Genomic DNA, 20,079 nt, shown 5'->3' with positions numbered 1-20,079 from the left:
TGGACCTCCAATTATTGTTTGTGTTTTAATTTGTGGACATAGTTTTCCTTGTTAACCTGGCGGGCACGCGCAATGGACAGCGCTTCACCCGGTACATCTTCCGTTATCGTGGAGCCGGCTGCAATATAAGCATTTTTTCCGATTGTTACAGGAGCAACCAAATTGGAGTTGCAGCCGACAAAAACACCATCTGCAATTTTTGTAAGGTATTTATTTTTGCCATCATAATTTACAGTAATCGTACCGCAGCCGATGTTCACGCCGGATCCGACTTCTGCATCGCCGATATATGTCAAATGGGATGCTTTGCTGCCCTTTCCCACCATCGATTTTTTAACTTCCACGAAGTTTCCGATCTTCACTTCGTCAAATATAGCAGATTCAGGGCGGATATGGGCATACGGGCCGATCTGGACATGGGCACCGATTTCACTTTGTTCTGCCACAGATTGGCGGACTACAGTACCGTCCCCAATTTTGCAATCGGTAATATCCGATTGCGGGCCTATTTTACAATCTTCTCCGATTACTGACTTGCCGGAAATTTTTGTTCCCGGATAAATAATGGTATCACGGCCAATCACGACATCGGCTTCAATATACGTTTGCTCAGGATCCATCATCGTCACACCATTTGTCATATGCCGTTCATTAATGCGTTTTCTCATCATCTTCTCAGCTTCAGCAAGCTGGACACGGTCATTGACGCCTAAAGTTTCTTCCAGGCTTTCCGTTTGATAAGCAACCACTGTTTCACCGCGGGCAGTTAGAATCCCGACAACATCAGGAAGATAATATTCACCCTGGGCATTATCATTCGTTACTTGCTTTAACGCTTTAAATAACGCCTGATTATCAAAACAATAAACGCCTGTATTGATTTCCTTAATGTTTCGTTCTTCCGCTGTGGCATCTTTATGTTCGACGATTTTGTCGACAAGCCCCGATTCGTTGCGGATAATCCGCCCGTAACCGGTTGGGTCGGATGCCTGTGCGGTTAAAATTGTCACTTTCGCCTGGCGGGATTCATGCTCCTGCAAAAGCGCCTCCAGCGTTTGTGCCTGCAATAAGGGGGTGTCACCGCAAACGACCAAAGTGACGCCGTTTTCCTTCCCCAATACCGGTTCCGTCTGCAGCACGGCGTGGCCGGTTCCCAATTGTTCCTGCTGTAAAACAAAATCAGTCCTGCCTTCCAGTTGTGCCCGGACATCTTCTGCACCATGCCCGACAACTGTCACTGTTTTTTTCATATTCAGCTGCGAAATTGCATCAACAACATGCATCACCATTGGCTTCCCGCATACAGGATGCAATACTTTATACAATTTAGATTTCATTCGGGTTCCCCGGCCTGCAGCTAAGAGTACAGCGAATCTATTTGTCATGTATGATCCCCCAATAAACCTTTTTATCCATACAAAATATATCTTAAATAGCCCATTATTTCAAGGAAACACGGGGAAATACAATTATTTACAATTGGATAATATGGCGGGATCGTGGCTGAATCGGTAGTAGCGGGAGGCTGTTTAACCGGGCGGATGTGAGAAAAACTTTGCCGTTTATATTCCATCTCTCCTCCCGGCTTCCAGGGAATGAGCGGCGGCAGCCCGGACTGAAATGGAACAGTCCGAAAAAAGAAGAGCCTTACTTTTGAAGTAGGCTCTTGTTGCAAATATTCTATTATGACGCGCCAGCTTCTTCAAATTCCACTTCATCCATTTCCCCTAAACGATGATATTCCGACAAAACGGCATCATGGATTTTACTGCGCGTCCCCGAATTAATTGGGTGGGCGATATCTCTAAATTCGCCATCGGGAGTCCTTTTACTGGGCATTGCAACAAATAAGCCGTTGTTGCCGTCAATGACGCGAATATCGTGGACAACAAATTCATTATCCATTGTAATAGATGCAATCGCTCTCATCCTGCCTTCTGTATGGACACGGCGCAGCCTGACATCTGTTACTTCCATTCTATCACCACCTTGGTCTTATAGTACGGGTTCTTTTTAAGAATTCAACATACTTTGAAATTTTTCCTTCTTTTTTAGAAAAAAATTCTATGATTTTTAAAAAGGTTAAATAGAATTGGAACAGGTGCAGCGCCTCCCGTGCCAACTGCTGCAGAATCAGTTATGACATGCTGATGGATGGCGCCTGTTACGGGATCAGTGCGGTCACTTCTATTTCAACTCCGGCATCTTTCGGCAGCCGTGCGACTTCCACGCAGGAACGGGCCGGTTTATGTGCCGTGAAGTAAGATCCGTATACTTCGTTGACATCCGCAAAATCATTCATATCTTTAATAAACACGGTTGTTTTTACAACGGTATCGAATGAGGCACCCGCTTCTTCAAGAACCGCCTGCAGATTCTGCAGCACTTGATGCGTCTGCTCCTTTATCCCGCCTTTTACCAAAGTTCCATCTGCTTTGAGTGGAATTTGTCCTGAAGTAAATAAGTAACTGCCTGCAATCACACCTTGTGAATAAGGCCCGATTGCTTGTGGTGCGTGTTCTGTTGCTACTGTTTTCAATTTACTTCCTCCTCCTTCAGAAATCCGTGTACTTTAGAAAAGTAATTACCTTCAACCACTTTGATTTGCTGCCTCCGGACGTCTACATCCATTAATTTAACCAAGGACACATAATCATCTACGAGGCGTTCCTGTATATCTTCCGACTCTACCAGAACGCCAATGCCGGCAACAAACGCATTGAATTCTTTTAACAGGTTCATCATTCCGTTAATCGTGCCGCCTGCTTTCATAAAATCATCGACAATCAGTACTTTTGCCCCTTCCTTCAGGCTTCTTTTCGACAACACCATGGTTTGTATCCTTTTTTGAGATCCGGAAACATAATTGATACTGACTGTCGGTCCTTCTGTTACCTTGCTGTCGTTACGGACAATGACCACCGGGACATTTAAAAAGGTTGCCGTTGCCAGTGCGATCGGAATGCCTTTTGTAGCAACCGTCATGATTGTGTCGATTTCCTTGTCTGCAAAAGCGGATGCCAATAATTTACCGACCTCATTCACGACCTGCGGGTTTCCAATAAGATCGGTCATATACAAATACTCGCCCGGCAACAGCCGCCCGGGGTCTTCCATCCGTTTGCACAAATTTTCGATTACGTCCACTGCCTCTTCCTTGCTTACCCCGGAGATAAACTTCACACCGCCGGCTGCCCCGGGAATCGTTTGCAATGTGCCGACCCCGCGCTTTTCAAATGTTTCTTTAATAATCGCCAAATCTTCACTGATGGAAGATTTGGCAGAATTATAACGATCAGCAAAAAAACTGAGGGGAACCAAAATCCTGGGCCTTTGCAATAAATAATGCGTCATATCAACAAGCCGTTCACTTCGCCGAAATTTCACTTCGAAAACCCCCGTTACATTCAAACTGATCAAAAGCACAGGCACCTTGCAGGAATCATCGAGAGGAATTACCGCCTTTTTTTAAAAACTTTTCGTTCATAAGGCAATTCCAAAACAGCCGGGTACCGGTATTCTTTGTCAGTTTCATTGATACAATAAATATACAATAATTTTGTCTGCTTGCAAATAAAAACCGTACGTTTTTATCATTAATTTAGATATTGTTCGCGTTCTCCAATTAAACGGACAGCATAAACCTGGTCACAAAATCCCCTTAATCCGTTATAAATCCTTTGCAGACGGGAATCATACCGAACAAGCCCGAAAACAGTCGGCCCGCTTCCGCTCATTAAAACAAGATCCGCCCCAAAACGCTTCATCTGGTCTTTAATTTGCTTGACTTGCGGATATCCACTTAATGTCACACTTTCCAGGACATTTCCTGCTACCCGGCATATTTGCTGGAAATCCTGGCGGCGAATGGCTTCAATCATGCTGGGAATATCCGGATGAACAACCTGATTCAAATTCAGCTGCCGGTAAATTTCAGCTGTTGATACACCGATGGAAGGTTTCGCCAAAATCACCCAGCAATTCGGGGGCGGCGGCAGCCGTGTGATTTTCTCGCCTCTGCCTTTTGCAAGTGCTGTTCCGCCGTAAACACAAAAAGACACATCAGAACCGATTTCTGCTCCGAGTTGCGCCAATTGGTCCAGGGACAAACCAAGTTTCCATAATTCATTCAGCCCTCTCAGTGTAGCAGCCGCATCACTACTTCCTCCGGCCAGGCCGGCAGCAACAGGGATCATCTTATTGATTGCGATCGAGACACCCCGCTTAATTTGAAAGCGTTCCCTCAATAATTGTGCAGCCTGGTATGCCAGATTCCGCTTGTCATCGGGAACAAAGCGGTTTTGGGAAACAATTTCGATCTCCCGGCTGCTCCTCTCGGAAAGTTCGATATGGTCTGCGAGGTCAATGGTTGTCATCACCATTTCCACCTCATGATAGCCATCCTCGCGCCTGCGGAGTACATCCAGCGATAAATTGATTTTTGCCGGGGCTTTGACTAACAGTTTCAATACGTCCACCTACTTCTAATCCAACTAACCGCAAAAAAATTCCTATGCTTTATTTTTCTTATTCTAACATAATGCTCGCCAAATATTTACATAAATATGATATTATTCTTGAACAATGCGGCAGGAAATGAACCCGTTGGACAGCCTTACAGCAGCCAGGCACCCGTTTGGCGCGCACAGAGCCTCCATACATGTTTTTTAAGCCAGGTACAAGTAAAGACCCTCCCCTCTTTACCAAGCCCCCTTAAAACAGCTCTACAAGCGCGAAAAAAGGCCGGGGAAACCCCCGGCCTTTAGGCATGCGATTGTTATCAAATGTTTCCGATGGTTCAAATGCCCGGTTATTTTCCGCCAGCTAATTGCTGTTCTGCAAGTTCAATGGCACGCTTCACCATATTCCCGGCATCACGGGCCTTGATGCCGCCCCAACCTTCTTTTTGGACAACATCATAAAACCCCAGATCCTTTGCCAGCTCTTCTTTAAACCGTTCAGACATGATCCCTCTTCTTCGGCTCATATGATCCCAGTTCCCCCTTTTCAGAATGAGCGTGCCCTTCAGCAGCTAACTGCCCATTCCTTTCAATCGGTTTGAAAATCAATCATCGCCATGCATGCCATAGGGGTAGTATGTGTCGATCCATACGGAATTATGAGCGGGCTCCCGCCTGTGTTGGAGCGGTGGAATCTTGCAGGGAAAATCCGTCCCGGCACCTTTCAATTTTCGAAAACAAGCAAAAACAGCAAACAATTGTCTGCTGCTACTTATATTACAATTCTTGTTGTTTATCCATAAAGACAAGTTGTACGGTTTCAGTCAGGACATCTGCATAGCTGTAGGAAACACGTTCAAATGCATTTTCCTCCTGATCTAATTCGATGACAAAAACTGATGGATAAGTTTCTGCCAAAACACCAGAACGTTCAATCGTTTTTCTTCGTCCACCATTAGCTTTTAACATTAATCGTTTTCCTAAGTTTGAATCCAAGGATTTTTTAATGTCAGTTAATGTTTTTGGCATTTCGCTCCACCTCACTAATTTTCATTGTAACATAGGATGTGGAAAAGGTCAAACAAAACATATATTTTAACAATGAAACAGTACATCTGTCAATATTTTTTACATGCCAGCGACCAATTTTTCCATATCCGTAGTCTTGACCAAATTGGGCCGAATTATGTAAAACAGAGCAGGCAGAGGATCTGAGCGCTCAGATCCCTTTCTATTCCTCTTCAACCGGTTTATACGGCATACCTGTCCTCAATACGCCTTTTGTTTCGATGCCGCCCAGCCCTTTCTGACCTGTCAGTGTATTGCGGATCACATCCCATACATTTACCTGTTCCATAAATGAGGTGTAACAGATTTTTGCGACAATATAAACAGGATCCAGGGCATGAATATTGACGCGCAACGGGGAACTGGCAAAATTCGCCCCGGCCTGAATTAAAGATTCAAAATGCGACTGGCAGGCCCCGGCAAAAATCACAAGCTGATCGAGGCTCGGAACCTTTTTTCTCGCCTCCATCACCGTTTTTACAAATGATTTGGAATGGCGGTACGCACTCAGGTCCGTTTTTTTGCCGACTGATTTTAAGTATGCATCATGGCCTGTAACCACCAGTATATTCGGCTGGTATTTTTCTAAAAGCGGCCCGATTTTATAGGGCATTTCTTTTTCATAACAATGGGCGCCGTACACCGTTACCCCGATCTTTTCATAGAGGCTTAAACATTTTTTTAAATAATTGGGGTCTCCGTCTATATGCAGCACTTTGCCCGGCAGTTGAAAGTAACTCAGCGACTCATTATAACCATTTGTGGCCTCATATTCCCGTTTTTCTTTTAACAATTGGATGTCCTGTTTAAATAATTCAAATGATTGCTCTTCCAATGAACGAAAGCCTTGTAAAATTTTTGATCTTTCTTCCCGGCCGACTTTGACAAGGTCTTGAAACGGTGCATCTGCAATCAGCCGGTATTCTTCCCCGTAAAGAATAGCAATTTTTTGATTTCCGTGTTCACGGATATCGATTACTCTGAACAGGATATCGCAGTGGTAAGACTTCCGGCCCACGATTGAATTGATTTCCACATCCATGATCGTCAACTCCATTAATTCCTTCTCGTTCTTGCTGTATGACATTATAGCCTATGCTTTCCGGAACAAATGGTGAAACCAGACAAGTAAAAGAAAGGGCTGGAAGAAAAAAAGAATCCTCTCTCCTTTTCTTCCAGCCCCGGCGAAATGAACGGGATAATGATTGCCAGCCTTGTTAAATATCTTAGCGGTTCCCGGCTTTATTCATGATGAAAAAGCGGGTACAGCGCATTGCTTAAATCTGCAAACTCCTCAAGACTTAAGGTTTCTCCTCTCCTTGAGGGATCAATCTTCAATGCTTCAAGCACGGCCAGCAGTTTTTCCTTCTTCTCTTTTCCGTCCGGCAGCTGGCTTGTTAAATTATTGATCAAAGTTTTTCTCCGCTGTGCAAATGAAGCCCGTGTAATCTGAAAGAAAAAGGGTTCATCTGTCACTTCCACTTTCGGTTTTTCCCTTTTAATCAGCTTAATTACAGCAGAATCTACATTTGGCTGCGGGATAAAAACGGTTTTCGGAACGATCATGGCGACTTCTGCCGTCATATAATACTGAATGGCAATTGACAGCGACCCATAATTTTTCGTGCCGGGGCCGGCGGAAATTCTTTCTGCTACCTCTTTTTGAAGCATTACAACAAGACCCCTGACAGGCAAATTTTCGGTGACCAGTTTTAAAATGATCGGCGTCGTCACGTAATACGGCAGGTTTGCTACGACCATAATATCTTTTATATCGGGAAATTCATCCTGGATGATTTTGTTTACATCTGCTTTTAACACATCTTCGTAAACAATTTTTACATTTCGATAGGGCGAAAGTGTATCTTCAAGAATAGGAGCCAGCCTTTTATCAATTTCAAATGCCACTACTTTTTTGCTGCTGCGCGCCAAATGTTCGGTTAATGCGCCGATTCCGGGGCCGATTTCTATTGTACCGGAATCTTCCGTTAAATCTGCTTGTTCCGTAATATTCCGCAGTACATTCGGGTCAATTAGAAAATTCTGCCCCAGGCTTTTTTTTAAGGAAAATCCGTATTTCGACAATATTTCTTTCGTGCGGATGGGGGTAGCAATATCCTTTTGCAAAATTTATTCCTCCTGTAATACCTGTACGAGTGCTTGCTTGAACGTTTCTTTGTCTATTTGAAAGATCATCAGCCTTTTATGGAGCTGTTTTCCATTTGTATATCCGATTTTCAGGATATCCCCCAGCCTTTCCCTCCGCTTTCTCGCCAGCGGACCTGCAATTAAACCAGCGGCCAGCAAATCCTCCTGTGTAATCAACTCGGGCACGTCCTGGTCCATCTGATGGGCTTCCCGCAATGCTTTTCGGATTGATTCCGGGCAGGCATGTTCAACACCGATCCCTTTTCCTGATAATGGGCGGGCCTCTCTTTTAGTGAGGAAAGCATGTTTGCATTCAGGGACTTCTTCGGCAATGATTTTTCTGATTCTCTCGCCCGGATAATCAGGATCAGTCAGGATGATGACCCCTCTTTTTTCCTGGGCCAGCCGGATCTTTTCAATCGTGCTTTCTGAAACTGCCGAACCGTTTGTTTCAATCGTATCTGCATCCACAGCCCTCTTCACAGCCGCGGTATCGTCTTTCCCTTCCACAACAATGATCTCTTTGATTTTTCCCATGTTCAGGATTCCTTTATGTTAAACAAAGTTTCAGCATTACGCATGGTCTGTTCGGCTACTTCAGCATATGAAATTCCTTTAATCTCCGCGATTTGTTCCGCAACCAGTTTGACGTACGCCGGTTCATTTCTTTTTCCTCGGAAAGGATGAGGCGCTAAATATGGGCAGTCCGTCTCAATCAAAAGTTTATCAAGCGGAACAGCAGCAGCAACTTCTTTTGGCTTTTTCGCGTTTTTAAATGTGACCGGACCGCCCAGTGAAATATAAAAATTCATGCCGATACATTCCATTGCTGTTTCCGGGCTGCCGCTGAAACAGTGCATAATCCCGCCTGTTTCCTGTGCATTTTCTTCTTTTAAAATTGAAACGCAGTCCTCTGTTGCTTCCCGGTTATGAATAATAATGGGCAGCGATAATTGATTCGCCAGCCGGATCTGCCTTCTGAACACGTCCTGTTGGATCTCCCTTGGTGACTTATCCCAGTGGTAGTCCAGTCCAATTTCACCAATCGCCACCACTTTCGGATGCCCTGCCAAAGATTTAATCCAATCCAAATCCTCATCTTTCATATCGATGGCATCAACAGGGTGCCAGCCGATCGCAGCATAAAGAAAATCATATGCATCAATTAATTCCATGGCTTTTGTTATCGTCGGCCTGTCAAATCCCACGACCGTCATTTTTTCGACGCTGGCTTGCTGTGCCCGTTCAATGACAGCTTCAAGATCATCCTGAAATGCTTCATCGTTCAAATGCACATGTGTATCAAATAACATTTACTGCACCTCTTTCTTTACCTATTATATCCCGTACAAATTCTTTTTACATTTTTTAATCAGTCTAATATTTCCTGCCAAACATGAAGAAAACATAGAGATCTACGTCGAATATTGTTCCACGTGAAACATCTCTATGTTATCTTTCAACCTTTTCAGCCTGCTTGCGGCATCTTTTTCATAAATGGTACTCGTATACCTGATGGATACAAAGTAGGAAGGCTGCCTGTTTTTTACCGAAAAATAGCTGTTTATCTGACAACTGCTCCGACAGGCAGGCTTTCATCTACTGTCGCCAATGATAATACACCATCTTTTTCACCGGCTAAAATCATGCCTTGTGACAATTCACCGCGCAACTTAACCGCTTTTAAGTTTGCGACGACTATCACTTTCCGGCCAACCAGTTCTTCCGGTTTATAGTACTGTGCGATTCCGGAAACTACCTGGCGTTTTTCATACCCGAGGTCCAATTGCAGTTTGAGCAGTTTATCCGCTTTTTTCACAGGTTCACAAGCTGTTACCCTGGCAACGCGAAGTTCCACCTTCATAAAATCATCAATCGTGATTTCCGGTTTCGTATCTTCTGTTTTTGGTTCCTCTTTCTTGGCTTCTTCTTTTTTCGGAAGAGAACCCTGCATCTGTTGTTTAATAAACGCGATTTCTTTATCTAAATCAAGGCGCGGGAAAATGGGTTTGCCTTTTTCAACAACTTTAGTGCCTTCCGGGATCCTGGCAAACGATGAGAGGCTTTCCCATGATTGCAGGCTTTCGTCTTTTAAATTTAACTGGTCAAAAATTTTCTTCGGCGTGCTGGTTAAGAACGGCTGCAGCAAGATTGCGATGTGGCGCAGCGATTCTGCTAAATGGACCATCACTTCGGCCAATTCTGCGCGTTTCGTTTCATCTTTTGCCAATGCCCATGGGGTTGTTTCATCGATATACTTATTGGTCCGGCTCACCATCTCCCAAAGTGATGACAGGGCAACAGAGAATTGCATGTTCTCCATCGCTTCTTCATATTTTTTCAGCGTATCTTTATAAACGTCTGCCAACTGGATGGAGAACGGATTATGCGATCCTGAAAATGCCGGAATGACACCGCCAAAGTATTGGTTCATCATCGCAACGGTCCGGTTCAATAAGTTTCCAAGGTCATTGGCCAAATCAAAGTTAATTCTTTCGACAAAGCCTTCCGGTGTAAAAATGCCGTCAGCGCCAAATGGGACTTCCCGTAATAAGTAATAACGAAGTGCATCCAAGCCGTAACGGTCAATGAGTGTAACCGGGTCAATGACATTGCCTTTTGATTTTGACATTTTCCCGTCCTTCATCAGCAGCCAGCCGTGTGCAAACACTTTTTTCGGCAGCGGCAGATCCAGCGCCATGAGCATAATCGGCCAATAAATGGTATGGAACCGGACAATTTCTTTTCCGACCAAATGCACATCGGCAGGCCAGTATTTCAAGTATTTCGAATCATCATCGCTCCCGTAACCAAGCGCTGTAATATAGTTCGTCAGGGCGTCAATCCATACATAAATGACATGTTTGGGATCACCCGGCACTCTAATCCCCCAATCAAAGGTTGTCCGTGACACAGCCAAGTCTTCAAGTCCCGGTTTAATAAAATTGTTAATCATTTCATTTTTGCGGCTTTCCGGCTGAATAAAATCCGGATTTTCTTCATAAAACTGAAGCAGCCTGTCAACATATTTCCCCATTCTGAAGAAATACGATTCCTCTTTCACCTTCTCAACAGGGCGGCCGCAGTCCGGACATTTTCCGTCTACAAGCTGGCGTTCCGTGAAAAATGATTCGCAGGGCGTGCAATACCAGCCTTCATATTCATCTAAATAAATATCGCCTTTATCAAGTAATTTTTTAAAGATTTTTTCAACTGATTTTTTATGGCGTTCCTGGGTTGTACGGATAAAGTCATCGTTAGAAATATCCAATTTTTTCCACAACTTTTGGATGCCTGCGACGATTTCATCCACGTATTGCTGCGGCGACACTCCTTTTTCCTTTGCTTTCCGCTGAATTTTTTGGCCGTGCTCATCCGTACCGGTTAGAAACATGACGTCATAACCGCGCATTCTTTTATAACGGGCCATTGCATCACCGGCAACTGTCGTATACGCATGGCCAATATGTAGTTTTCCACTTGGATAGTAAATCGGCGTTGTAATATAAAAAGTTTTTAATTTTTCTTCCATTGCAGCTTCCACCTTTCTGACACTTTATACTCGTCACCCATCACATCTTATCACGTATTCATGAACTTCCTAAATCATAAGTATAAAACTTTTCCGATAAATAATCAAAAACCCCGGCAATCGGCCGAAAAAAATTTCAAACAAATTTGTTTTTTTATTCCAATTTATCTCCTATAATAAAATTAGATAGTGTTTAAGCAATATTGGCAATTGTAGTTGAAAAGGCCATTTACAATCTTTTATAGATAAATAGACGTGGAAAACATTCAGTCAATCATTGGTTGTTGGTTATGTAATCGTATCAAAAATGACAATTCATTGAGGGAGGAGTAGTTATGAAATCTACAGGCATTGTTCGTAAAGTCGATGAATTAGGCCGCGTCGTTATCCCGATTGAACTGCGCCGGAACCTGGGAATCGCCGAAAAAGATGCATTGGAAATTTATGTGGACGATGACAAGATTATTTTGAAAAAGTACAAGCCGGACATGGCCTGCCTGGTGACAGGGGAAGTATCCGATGATAACCTGCGGCTGGCCGGTGGAAAAATTGTTCTCAGCCGTGATGGCGCTGAACAATTATTAAAGGAAATTGAAGAAAACTTCCATCTCGCAAGATAAGGTGAAACTTCCATCAGTAAGGGCTTTCCACTGATGGAAGTTTCACTTTATTTCAGTTCATGATAGATTTGGTATACTTCTCTTTTTTGCAGTGTGCGGTCTTTTGCTGTTCGTTTGATGGCTTCTTTTGAAGAGAGCCGGTCTTTTGCCATATAGGCTTCGACATGTTCCTTTATGGTCAGGGGCTCCCACCATGCTGTTGGTTTATCCATCGGCGCGTTTGGATTTCCTTCTACAATCAGGCAGAATTCTCCCCTTGCTTCATTTTCTGCTGCCCATTCCAGCGCTTCCTCAAGCGTTCCCCGCAAAAATTCCTCAAATTTTTTGGTCAGTTCACGGCTAATCGTGATTTTCCTGTTCCCTAAAACCACAGCCATAGCCTTCAAGGTTTCTTTTAAACGATGGGGAGCTTCATACAAAATAAATGTTGAAGGTATGGCCTTCAGCCTCTCCAGTTCCGCCTTTTTTTCCTGTTTTCCCCTCGGGAGAAATCCGTAAAAATAAAACGGCTGCGGCGTAATTCCGGATGCAATCAGCGCCGTTAATGCAGCATTAGCACCCGGGAGCGGAACGACTGTAATTTCTTCCCGGATGGCTTCGGCTACCAGCTCTGCTCCGGGATCTGAAATGCATGGCATGCCCGCATCACTGACCAGCGCAATTTTTTCCCCGCCTTTCAGCCTCCGGATCAACTCACGCGTACTTGATGCCTGATTATGCTCATGGTGGCTGACAAGCGGTGTATGGATATCAAAATGGGTGCATAACTTCTTGCTATTCCTCGTATCTTCCGCAGCGATTAAATCAACGCTTTTTAAAATGCGGACAGACCTGAACGTCATATCTTCCAGATTCCCGATCGGCGTCGGGACCAAATAAAGCATACCTTTCGTTTCTTCATCACGATAACTTGCCTGCTGCTGCAATATCAACACCCGCCTCTTTTAAAAATTGCTCTTTTTTCCGCCTTGTTAAATGTTTAAAAGCATACTCGGCTTTCATGGCCTCGCTTTTTGTTTCATATGCGCGGTAGTACAGCATGTAAACAGGCGTCCTGGTTCTTGTGTATTTCGCCCCTCTCCCTTCATTATGTTCACGGAGCCTTCTTTCTACATCAACGGTGTATCCGCCATAAAAGCTTCCATCGCGGCATAAAAGCACATAGAAATAGGATTTAGTCTTGTTTTCCATACAGTATTTCTTCCACTTCTCCCGTATACTGGTTATCCGTTCCGTAAACAAAAAGCGGGGGCAGGATCTTCAAGTCCGGCTTTCCATACTTGATGCCTTCGATTAAAATTGTGTTGGCTTCTTTTTCCGCCCTTGGATAGACAAATCGAAGCCGCTTTGGTTCCAGATGGTATTTTTTCATTGCCGATAGGATATCCATCAGCCTGCCCGGACGGTGGACAAAGGCCGCCTTTCCGCCATGGCGGAGCATTTGGCTGCTCACTCTGACGACATCATCGAGGGTACAGTAAATCTCATGCCGCGCGATGGCCAGGTGTTCATTTTCATTGTGAATCTTATTGTTTGCCGTCGCAAAATAAGGCGGATTGCAGGTGACAACATCGAATTTTCCGTGCCCCAGCACTTCAGGCATATCCTTGAGGTCCCCGTGAATCAGCTTGATTTGCTGCTCCAAACCGTTACAACCGACACTTCTAACTGCCATATCGTACAGGCGCTCCTGTATCTCCACACCGGTAATATGCGCTTTTGTCCTCGTGCTCAGCAATAAAGGGATTACCCCGTTTCCCGTGCACAAATCAAGCACATTTCCCTTTTGAATCGGCAAATAAGCAAACCTTGCCAATAGCACCGCATCTAAAGAAAAGGCAAAAACAGAAGGGCTCTGTACAATCTGCAGGTTTTCAGCCAGCAGATAATCCAATCGTTCATCCTGTAATAATTCCACCATGCTTATCCCCTCCCTCCATACAATTATGCTGATTACTGCTCATTTAAAAATAGCCTTCCCCTATCAAGGAAGGCTAAGCAAATCAATCTATCCATAAAAGACCGGATTAGTCAGACTTTCATAAGTTACTTCTTGTTTAAAAATGAAAGGCAGAATAAACAATCCTCATCATTGCGCGGACTGCCAAAGTGGACATTACAGATATGGAACCCTTCCTGATACAAGCGGGCAAGATTATCATAGCCTTCCCCGATATCCAGCACTTTTGCCAGCGACTGGGGAACGCCTTTTTCATGCATCTGCCCTGTAAAAGGAACCGGTTCATCCTGATGTTCCGGATCTGCTTCGCCGGAATGCTGCTCCAGCCTTCTTTGCATATAATTATTTTGGATCTTCAAGGTATTATTTTCTTCAATCACTTCGATCAAATAGTGCTTCAGTTCTCCCAATCTTTCCTGAAGTGTCCCGATCTGCGCTTCCATCTGATTAATCGAATCAAATAACTCTTTCCTATCCATCAGTTCTCCACCCCATTAATCTGTGGATTGAATTGAAACGACGTCCGCATTTAAAAATTCTTCCATTGTATACTCGATCACACGCCCCTGGCCCTTCAACTCGATTTGCAATATTCTTTCCAAAATATTTAAACCGGTTACTTTTCCGATTCCATAAGGCGTTTTTACCGTTTCTTCGATATCAGGCAATGCTTCTTTTGCTTGTTCATATTCATCATTCTCATATTTCAGACAGCACATTAAACGGCCGCACAAACCGGATATTTTGGTCGGATTCAAAGAAAGATTCTGGTCTTTTGCCATTTTGATTGAAACCGGCTCGAAATCGCCCAAAAAGGTCGAGCAGCACAGCATCCTTCCGCACGGGCCGATACCGCCGAGCATTTTTGCCTCATCGCGCACACCGATTTGGCGCAGCTCAATCCTTGTCCGAAAAATGGAGGCCAAATCCTTCACAAGCTCCCTAAAGTCAACACGCCCATCTGCAGTAAAATAAAAAATAATTTTATTGCGGTCAAATGTATATTCAACATCCACAAGCTTCATATCCAGCTGATGCTCGAAAATCTTTTTCGTACAGATCTCATGTGCCTCTTTGGCCGCAATTTTATTTTCGCTAACGGTCATATGGTCTTTTTGATCGGCGATACGAATCACCTTTTTAAGTGGCAGCACGACATCATGTTCCCCGACAACTTTGCGGTTCGTCACAACTTGGCCATATTCAATGCCGCGGGTCGTCTCGACAATCACCGCATGGCCTTTTTCAACGGCGAGATCACCCGGGTCAAAGTAATACACTTTGCCGGCCTTTTTAAATCTGATTCCTACTACATTAAACAAAGGCAGTTCCCCCCTGCAAATTTAACACCAGCTGTTCCATTAGCAGCTGCTGGTTGACATTAGCATTCAGCTTCCTTTTTGCCTCTAAACATGCGGCCATTTTTTCAGCCAGAGAACGCGGAGAGTAGGAAAGAAGATCAGAAGTAAAGCGGGTTTGCTGATCGGGATAAATCAAGTCTTCCTGTTTTCCTAAATGGATGGAAAGAAGATCTTTATAAATAAATATCAACAGATCCAACCCAAGATCCAGTTGTTTTTTTTCTTTAAAATGCTGAGACCATTCTCCCTGCAGTGTAACCATTGCATAAGAAGATGATTGTTTACTAAGGGTTGTATATAATTTTAACACTAATTTTCTGGCTTGTGCAAACCACTCATCTTCATTTAATGAAAGTGCTTCGCTGATATTATTGGTAAGCTGGGATAAAAGCGGGGCCATCGTGCTGCTGACGCCATTTTCGATCAGTTTATTTTTCAGCACGGCGGGTGAAAACGGCTGGAATGAAACGATTTGACATCTTGATAAAATAGTGGGCAGGATCTGCTGCATTTGTTCCGTTATTAAGATTGCGGTTGTATCTGCATTTGGTTCCTCGAGAAATTTTAATAAGCTGTTGGCTGCGCCTGTTGACATCTTATCTGCTTGTACAACCATATAAAGCTTGCGGTTTGACTCCACTGCATGTTTTGAAAACTCCTGCTGCAGCTGTTTCACCTGTTCTTTTTTGATGGAAAGGCCATCCGGTTCAACGATATGCACATCAGGATGCGAGCCATGGCTAATCCTTAAACAGTTTGAACAAGCTTCACACGGAAAAAACCCATCCTTTGGGTGTAAACAAAACAAAGTCTTTGCCAGCAGCATGGCGGCTTCCTTTTTTCCCGCGCCGCGCAGGCCTTCAAATAAGTAGGCATGCGCCAGTCTGTTCCGTTTGATGCTGTTTTTCAGCAATGTGGCCGCAATTGGCTGGAGCTTTTCAAATTCTTCCCATGTCATGGCATTCCATCACTCACTTACGTATATAAATTAATCAATAATCCCTTGATCTCGCCGATTTTTCCAAGAATATCGAGGACGGGCCGCTCTTTTTTCATATATTCATCTGTTAAATCCGCCAATTTTTTGTCCACTGTTTCCACAATATTTAATCGGTGGCTGTCCCCGTACTGGTTCCAGCTTTGGGATTGTTTCATATTCATATTATAATCGACAGCCTGCCGGATAAATTGCTTCACCAGTGTTTTATATTTGGACAGGTCCTTAAAATTGCGGGAACGGGCCAGTTTGTTACCTGCATCATCTATCTGTGACAAAAGGTGATGAAATTCGTCAATCTGCAGTTTTTCCCTGTTTTTCTTTACCATTGCCGAAAAATTTGCTGATCCTGTAGCTGCGCTTTTTTGTTCACGCGCCGTCTTTTCGATTCCTAAGCGGATGTCCTGGCTGATTTTCAATGCACTATTCCTCCGTTAAAACTGGTGAAATTCATCTACCGGCAATACAAACACGGTTGCGCCGCCTACTTCAATTTCAACAGGATACGGAATATAGGAGTCGGCATTTCCACCCATCGGCGACACCGGTGTAATAAATTGTTCCCTGGATTTGCAATTTTCTTTGATGACCTGCAAGGCTTTATTAACCCTGATTTCTTCAGTCCCAATGAGAAATGTCGTATTCCCTGATTTTAAGAATCCGCCCGTTGATGCCAGCTTGGTTACACGGAAATTATGTTCCACCATTGCTTTCATCAGCCTGTTGCTGTCCTGGTCCTGTACAACTGCTACAATCAGTTTCATACTTTCTCCCTCCTGCAAACATCAATATCTGAACCGTTCATTATTATGGCAATTATAATACCTTATGTTTACTGTTATATATGTAATTCTGTTTGATAGTGTGATAATCCTTTTAAAAAAACCACTCCGGGAAATTTTTTCCTCAAGGCGCACGAATTTTTACGGATGCCTGTTGTGATTTTTAATAGCGTTCAGAACCGTTTCCAATGCTTTTCTATAAATATATTCTACATCTTTATTTGCATCAATCACATACATTCTTTCAGGAAAACGTTTTAGTAATATTTGGAATCCCTCTTGTACCTTTTTGTGGAATTCAATCGTTTCGAGATCAAGGCGGTTAACTTCCCGGCTTTTACTTTGAGCAATCCGGTCCAATCCCGTTTCTACTTTGACATCAAAATATAATGTTAAATCCGGCATCATGCCATTTGTCGCAAATTGATTCATTTTGTAGACCTCTTCTATCCCGATCCCTCTTCCATAACCCTGGTATGCAAGGGAACTATCAATGAACCGGTCACACAGCACAATTGCCCCCCGTTCCAATGCAGGAATTACTTTTTCCACCATATGCTGGCGGCGGCTGGCTGCATAGAGAAGCGCTTCTGTCCGTGCGTCCATTTCTGTATTTTGCTTGTCCAATATCACCTGCCTGATTTGCTCGGCTATTTTGATGCCGCCGGGTTCCCGCGTCAGGACAATATCAAAGCCCGCTTTCATCAAATATTCCCCGACCATTTGGGTGATCGTCGTTTTACCCGCGCCATCCGGGCCTTCTGATGTGATAAAAATTCCTTTCATTCAATCGACCTCATTTGTTTATAAATATACTGCCAATTGTTCATGTTTAAAGTGTGCATCTGCCTGGAATTTTGCACCATATGCACGCAAACTTTTGATTCTCTCAATATGGGAGGCTGTAATCCTTTCACCCGGCATCAATAGCGGGACACCGGGAGGATACGGCGTTACTGTTTTTGCTGCAATCCGATCGGCTGCTGCCCCAAAAGAAACCCATTCAACCGGCCTTTCTTCCATTTCCTCGTAAGAAAGGCTAAGTCCAGCAACTCCTCCGGAAAAATAGACCGGCGCCTTTCTTACTTTGCGCTTCGGAAAATCCTGCTTCAAAGCCCTATTAATCCGGTCAGACGCTTCAGAATAAGGAAAGGCCATACCTTCTTTCAGTAAAGGAAGCACCAGGACGGCAAAATTGAGGTCCGCCATTTCCGGGTACACACCGGCATGTTCAAAAGCAGACTGAAGATCGAAACCGGAAACACCGGGGCAAGAAACCAGCAATTTCAACGGATCCTGGTCTCCCCGCTCCAATACCTCAAGCCCCTTTATTTCTTTTAACCGGCTGATCAGGAACTTCCTTTGCGACATGGTATAACGGATATCCTCCGCATTAAAATTTGCCGCATACCATCTTGCATAATCAAGCGACATCATAATCAAATAGGAAGGGCTGCTTGTTTGGAGAACGGATAAATAATATTCCAGCCTGTCGATTGGAAACTGTGCGTTTTTGATATGTAAAAAGGACCCCATTGTCAATGCCGGCAACATTTTATGGGCGGAATGGACAACCGCATCCGCGCCCAAGTCCATTGCTGAAGCAGGAAAAGGGGCGCCAATATGGAAATGCGGGCCGTGTGCTTCATCAATCACAACAAGGCAGTGGTGCCGGTGTGCCATTTCAATAATCGGCTGCAGATCATAAACCATTCCGTAGTAAGTTGGGTATGTCAATATACACGCTTTTATGTCCGGGTAGGCATGGAACGCCTGTTCAATTTCCGTTTCTTTAAAGCCGCCCGCCAACCCAAGTTCCCCGTCAATTTCAGGAAACAAAAATACAGGCCTGGCTTTTGCCAATTGTAGGCCATGTAACACCGATTTATGGCAGTTCCTGTCCACCAGCACCCGATCACCGGGGCGGCATACAGCTAATATCGCAGCCAGATTTCCAACCGTGCTCCCGTTCACTAAAAAATAGCTTTTCGTACTGCCATAATACGCCGACAGCAGCTCCTGCGCTTCTTTAATGGCCCCCTCCGGATGGTGGAGATCATCGAGCCCGTCCAGTTCTGTTAAATCATACTGCAGAAAAGACAAACCTTCCCCCGGCAATGGCTGCATCAGCAATCCGTTTTTATGCCCGGGGACATGGAATGAAACGGGCTTCTTATTTTTAAAACGGTCAAGCACTCTATATAAAGGCATCGTGGTTTGGTCCATAGCATAAATCCCTCAAGTTTGAAACTCTCCTTTTCCTATAATCATACCAAAAGCAAACCGCTGTGAGAAATAATTATATAAGTTGAATTTATAAATCACGCCAGGCGTATTTTTTGTAAAATGTAATAGGAGACAACATAGAGGAATGAGGAAACGAATGAAAGGGGATGAAAAAATAAAACCAAGCATCCATGCCGGCTTGGTTAAGAATACATCCGCGGTGCTTTTATCGCTTTTAACTGGCGGATAAAATATAAGTACCGGGGATCCCCTGTCTCTGTATGCACCATTTCATCTTCGCATTCGTTACAAATAAAGGCGTGATAAAGATGGATGCCATTTTGTTTGGCCTGTTCGCAAATAATACAGACTTCCTGGTTTTCCTGTTCCGCTTCAAGTTTCATGTATACCCCACCCCCCTGAATACTATGCTTTCCAAATTTATGATTGGTTATACTTTTAGAATGGACAATTACTAATTTTTAAATTATATTATATTTTCATCCAACAGCCTCATTCGCTTTTGTTTACGTAACTTATCGTATGCAAAATTGCGATACTGGTGAATGTCCCGTTTTTGGAAAACGGGACAAGCGTAAATAACTCTGCCCCAACATCTGCGCATCAAAAAAGCCAGCTGATTTAGCTGGCCTTTGTTTGCCCGGCAACGTCCTACTCTCGCAGGGGGAAACCCCCAACTACCATCGGCGCTGAGAAGCTTAACTTCCGTGTTCGGGATGGAAACGGGTGTGGCCTTCTCGCCATTATTGCCGGACCATATTAAGTTGTAAAGGATGTATTCCTTCAAAACTGGATAGGAGAAAAACGGTAAAACCAAGAATTGCACTTCTAAACTGTCCAGCTCCAGCGCCTATCGGCTGGCGTATTTCTCCGTCTTCTCCCTCCGATAAGTCAACATCAGCTC

Annotated in this window: 24 protein-coding genes and 1 rRNA gene; 1 reads left to right on the top strand and 24 read right to left on the bottom strand. The window is 44.0% G+C overall.

Going from position 1 to position 20,079, the window contains the following annotated elements:
* Window positions 1–11: 11 nt before the first annotated feature.
* The 12 genes from glmU to metG all read right to left on the bottom strand — a co-directional run bounded on the left by glmU (window position 12) and on the right by metG (window position 11,208).
* Complete coding sequence (gene glmU / locus C232_RS0109345; RefSeq protein ID WP_018663660.1) at window positions 12–1,385, bottom strand: bifunctional UDP-N-acetylglucosamine diphosphorylase/glucosamine-1-phosphate N-acetyltransferase GlmU; 1,374 nt, start codon at window positions 1,383–1,385, stop codon at window positions 12–14.
* 298 nt (window positions 1,386–1,683) lie between these two features.
* Complete coding sequence (spoVG, locus tag C232_RS0109340) at window positions 1,684–1,977, bottom strand: septation regulator SpoVG (RefSeq protein ID WP_018663658.1); 294 nt, start codon at window positions 1,975–1,977, stop codon at window positions 1,684–1,686.
* A gap of 187 nt (window positions 1,978–2,164) precedes the next feature.
* The gene (locus C232_RS0109335) at window positions 2,165–2,539 is read right to left on the bottom strand and encodes a RidA family protein (RefSeq protein WP_018663656.1); all 375 of its coding nucleotides are present in this window, start codon (window positions 2,537–2,539) and stop codon (window positions 2,165–2,167) included.
* Window positions 2,536–3,387, bottom strand: a complete 852-nt coding sequence (purR, locus tag C232_RS0109330) for a pur operon repressor (protein ID WP_040400054.1) — start codon at window positions 3,385–3,387, stop codon at window positions 2,536–2,538. Before purR ends, C232_RS0109335 begins: the two co-directional genes overlap by 4 nt.
* Before the next feature lie 209 nt (window positions 3,388–3,596).
* The gene (ispE, locus tag C232_RS0109325; protein ID WP_018663652.1) at window positions 3,597–4,469 is read right to left on the bottom strand and encodes a 4-(cytidine 5'-diphospho)-2-C-methyl-D-erythritol kinase; all 873 of its coding nucleotides are present in this window, start codon (window positions 4,467–4,469) and stop codon (window positions 3,597–3,599) included.
* 341 nt (window positions 4,470–4,810) lie between these two features.
* The gene (locus C232_RS0109320; RefSeq protein WP_018663650.1) at window positions 4,811–4,987 is read right to left on the bottom strand and encodes a small, acid-soluble spore protein, alpha/beta type; all 177 of its coding nucleotides are present in this window, start codon (window positions 4,985–4,987) and stop codon (window positions 4,811–4,813) included.
* A 250-nt stretch (window positions 4,988–5,237) separates the two neighbouring features.
* The gene (gene veg, locus C232_RS0109315) at window positions 5,238–5,489 is read right to left on the bottom strand and encodes a biofilm formation stimulator Veg (RefSeq protein WP_018663648.1); all 252 of its coding nucleotides are present in this window, start codon (window positions 5,487–5,489) and stop codon (window positions 5,238–5,240) included.
* Between the two features lie 202 nt (window positions 5,490–5,691).
* Window positions 5,692–6,585 (bottom strand): sporulation peptidase YabG, encoded by an 894-nt coding sequence (gene yabG, locus C232_RS0109310; RefSeq protein ID WP_422723660.1) that lies wholly within the window; start codon window positions 6,583–6,585, stop codon window positions 5,692–5,694.
* Between the two features lie 185 nt (window positions 6,586–6,770).
* Complete coding sequence (rsmA, locus tag C232_RS0109305) at window positions 6,771–7,655, bottom strand: 16S rRNA (adenine(1518)-N(6)/adenine(1519)-N(6))-dimethyltransferase RsmA (RefSeq protein ID WP_018663644.1); 885 nt, start codon at window positions 7,653–7,655, stop codon at window positions 6,771–6,773.
* 3 nt (window positions 7,656–7,658) lie between these two features.
* A complete protein-coding gene (gene rnmV / locus C232_RS0109300) occupies window positions 7,659–8,213 on the bottom strand; it encodes a ribonuclease M5 (RefSeq protein ID WP_018663641.1) in 555 nt (184 codons plus the stop codon).
* A 2-nt stretch (window positions 8,214–8,215) separates the two neighbouring features.
* Window positions 8,216–8,989 carry a TatD family hydrolase gene (locus C232_RS0109295; protein WP_018663639.1) on the bottom strand — a complete coding sequence of 258 codons (774 nt, stop codon included), beginning with the start codon at window positions 8,987–8,989 and terminating at the stop codon, window positions 8,216–8,218.
* A gap of 251 nt (window positions 8,990–9,240) precedes the next feature.
* A complete protein-coding gene (metG, locus tag C232_RS0109290) occupies window positions 9,241–11,208 on the bottom strand; it encodes a methionine--tRNA ligase (protein ID WP_018663637.1) in 1,968 nt (655 codons plus the stop codon).
* Window positions 11,209–11,543: 335 nt separating this feature from the next.
* Here metG and C232_RS0109285 point away from each other — a divergent pair, with 335 nt between their 5' ends.
* On the top strand, window positions 11,544–11,828 hold the full coding sequence (locus C232_RS0109285) for an AbrB/MazE/SpoVT family DNA-binding domain-containing protein (RefSeq protein ID WP_018663635.1): 285 nt from the start codon (window positions 11,544–11,546) through the stop codon (window positions 11,826–11,828).
* 47 nt (window positions 11,829–11,875) lie between these two features.
* On the opposite strand, the gene rsmI is transcribed toward C232_RS0109285, so the two are convergent.
* From rsmI to rrf, 12 genes are all read right to left on the bottom strand, one after another.
* Window positions 11,876–12,754 carry a 16S rRNA (cytidine(1402)-2'-O)-methyltransferase gene (rsmI, locus tag C232_RS0109280; RefSeq protein ID WP_018663633.1) on the bottom strand — a complete coding sequence of 293 codons (879 nt, stop codon included), beginning with the start codon at window positions 12,752–12,754 and terminating at the stop codon, window positions 11,876–11,878.
* A complete protein-coding gene (locus C232_RS0109275; RefSeq protein WP_018663631.1) occupies window positions 12,729–13,019 on the bottom strand; it encodes a GIY-YIG nuclease family protein in 291 nt (96 codons plus the stop codon). The genes rsmI and C232_RS0109275 overlap by 26 nt, the downstream gene beginning before the upstream one ends.
* Window positions 13,003–13,749: a tRNA1(Val) (adenine(37)-N6)-methyltransferase gene (locus tag C232_RS0109270; protein ID WP_018663629.1), complete on the bottom strand. Its 747-nt coding sequence runs from the start codon at window positions 13,747–13,749 to the stop codon at window positions 13,003–13,005. The genes C232_RS0109275 and C232_RS0109270 overlap by 17 nt, the downstream gene beginning before the upstream one ends.
* A gap of 125 nt (window positions 13,750–13,874) precedes the next feature.
* On the bottom strand, window positions 13,875–14,267 hold the full coding sequence (yabA, locus tag C232_RS0109265) for a DNA replication initiation control protein YabA (protein WP_018663627.1): 393 nt from the start codon (window positions 14,265–14,267) through the stop codon (window positions 13,875–13,877).
* 15 nt (window positions 14,268–14,282) lie between these two features.
* Window positions 14,283–15,110 carry a PSP1 domain-containing protein gene (locus tag C232_RS0109260; RefSeq protein ID WP_018663625.1) on the bottom strand — a complete coding sequence of 276 codons (828 nt, stop codon included), beginning with the start codon at window positions 15,108–15,110 and terminating at the stop codon, window positions 14,283–14,285.
* Complete coding sequence (gene holB, locus C232_RS0109255) at window positions 15,103–16,107, bottom strand: DNA polymerase III subunit delta' (RefSeq protein WP_018663623.1); 1,005 nt, start codon at window positions 16,105–16,107, stop codon at window positions 15,103–15,105. Before holB ends, C232_RS0109260 begins: the two co-directional genes overlap by 8 nt.
* A gap of 17 nt (window positions 16,108–16,124) precedes the next feature.
* A complete protein-coding gene (locus C232_RS0109250) occupies window positions 16,125–16,565 on the bottom strand; it encodes a YaaR family protein (protein ID WP_018663621.1) in 441 nt (146 codons plus the stop codon).
* 15 nt (window positions 16,566–16,580) lie between these two features.
* Window positions 16,581–16,910, bottom strand: a complete 330-nt coding sequence (locus tag C232_RS0109245) for a cyclic-di-AMP receptor (RefSeq protein WP_018663619.1) — start codon at window positions 16,908–16,910, stop codon at window positions 16,581–16,583.
* 159 nt (window positions 16,911–17,069) lie between these two features.
* On the bottom strand, window positions 17,070–17,714 hold the full coding sequence (gene tmk, locus C232_RS0109240) for a dTMP kinase (RefSeq protein WP_018663617.1): 645 nt from the start codon (window positions 17,712–17,714) through the stop codon (window positions 17,070–17,072).
* An 18-nt stretch (window positions 17,715–17,732) separates the two neighbouring features.
* Window positions 17,733–19,154 (bottom strand): aminotransferase class I/II-fold pyridoxal phosphate-dependent enzyme, encoded by a 1,422-nt coding sequence (locus C232_RS0109235; RefSeq protein ID WP_018663615.1) that lies wholly within the window; start codon window positions 19,152–19,154, stop codon window positions 17,733–17,735.
* A 203-nt stretch (window positions 19,155–19,357) separates the two neighbouring features.
* Window positions 19,358–19,558: a sigma factor G inhibitor Gin gene (locus C232_RS0109230; RefSeq protein WP_018663613.1), complete on the bottom strand. Its 201-nt coding sequence runs from the start codon at window positions 19,556–19,558 to the stop codon at window positions 19,358–19,360.
* Window positions 19,559–19,813: 255 nt separating this feature from the next.
* Window positions 19,814–19,929, bottom strand: a 5S ribosomal RNA gene (gene rrf, locus C232_RS0109225).
* Between the last annotated feature and the right edge of the window lie 150 nt (window positions 19,930–20,079).

Source organism: Heyndrickxia acidiproducens DSM 23148 (assembly GCF_000374345.1).
GTDB classification, from domain to species: domain Bacteria; phylum Bacillota; class Bacilli; order Bacillales; family Bacillaceae_C; genus Weizmannia; species Weizmannia acidiproducens.
The sequence above is the reverse complement of the archived record's forward strand: the minus strand, read 5'-3'. Positions and strand labels throughout refer to the sequence as shown.

Bases quoted from the DNA above. Each gene is read 5' to 3' on its own strand.
- glmU (WP_018663660.1), bottom strand. From the start codon at position 1,385: ATGACAAATAGATTCGCTGTACTCTTAGCTGCAGGCCGGGGAACCCGA.
- spoVG (WP_018663658.1), bottom strand. From the start codon at position 1,977: ATGGAAGTAACAGATGTCAGGCTGCGCCGTGTCCATACAGAAGGCAGG.
- C232_RS0109320 (WP_018663650.1), bottom strand. From the start codon at position 4,987: ATGAGCCGAAGAAGAGGGATCATGTCTGAACGGTTTAAAGAAGAGCTG.
- veg (WP_018663648.1), bottom strand. From the start codon at position 5,489: ATGCCAAAAACATTAACTGACATTAAAAAATCCTTGGATTCAAACTTA.
- yabG (WP_422723660.1), bottom strand. From the start codon at position 6,585: ATGGAGTTGACGATCATGGATGTGGAAATCAATTCAATCGTGGGCCGG.
- rnmV (WP_018663641.1), bottom strand. From the start codon at position 8,213: ATGGGAAAAATCAAAGAGATCATTGTTGTGGAAGGGAAAGACGATACC.
- C232_RS0109295 (WP_018663639.1), bottom strand. From the start codon at position 8,989: ATGTTATTTGATACACATGTGCATTTGAACGATGAAGCATTTCAGGAT.
- metG (WP_018663637.1), bottom strand. From the start codon at position 11,208: ATGGAAGAAAAATTAAAAACTTTTTATATTACAACGCCGATTTACTAT.
- C232_RS0109285 (WP_018663635.1), top strand. From the start codon at position 11,544: ATGAAATCTACAGGCATTGTTCGTAAAGTCGATGAATTAGGCCGCGTC.
- C232_RS0109275 (WP_018663631.1), bottom strand. From the start codon at position 13,019: ATGGAAAACAAGACTAAATCCTATTTCTATGTGCTTTTATGCCGCGAT.
- C232_RS0109270 (WP_018663629.1), bottom strand. From the start codon at position 13,749: ATGGTGGAATTATTACAGGATGAACGATTGGATTATCTGCTGGCTGAA.
- yabA (WP_018663627.1), bottom strand. From the start codon at position 14,267: ATGGATAGGAAAGAGTTATTTGATTCGATTAATCAGATGGAAGCGCAG.
- holB (WP_018663623.1), bottom strand. From the start codon at position 16,107: ATGACATGGGAAGAATTTGAAAAGCTCCAGCCAATTGCGGCCACATTG.
- C232_RS0109245 (WP_018663619.1), bottom strand. From the start codon at position 16,910: ATGAAACTGATTGTAGCAGTTGTACAGGACCAGGACAGCAACAGGCTG.
- tmk (WP_018663617.1), bottom strand. From the start codon at position 17,714: ATGAAAGGAATTTTTATCACATCAGAAGGCCCGGATGGCGCGGGTAAA.
- C232_RS0109235 (WP_018663615.1), bottom strand. From the start codon at position 19,154: ATGGACCAAACCACGATGCCTTTATATAGAGTGCTTGACCGTTTTAAA.
- C232_RS0109230 (WP_018663613.1), bottom strand. From the start codon at position 19,558: ATGAAACTTGAAGCGGAACAGGAAAACCAGGAAGTCTGTATTATTTGC.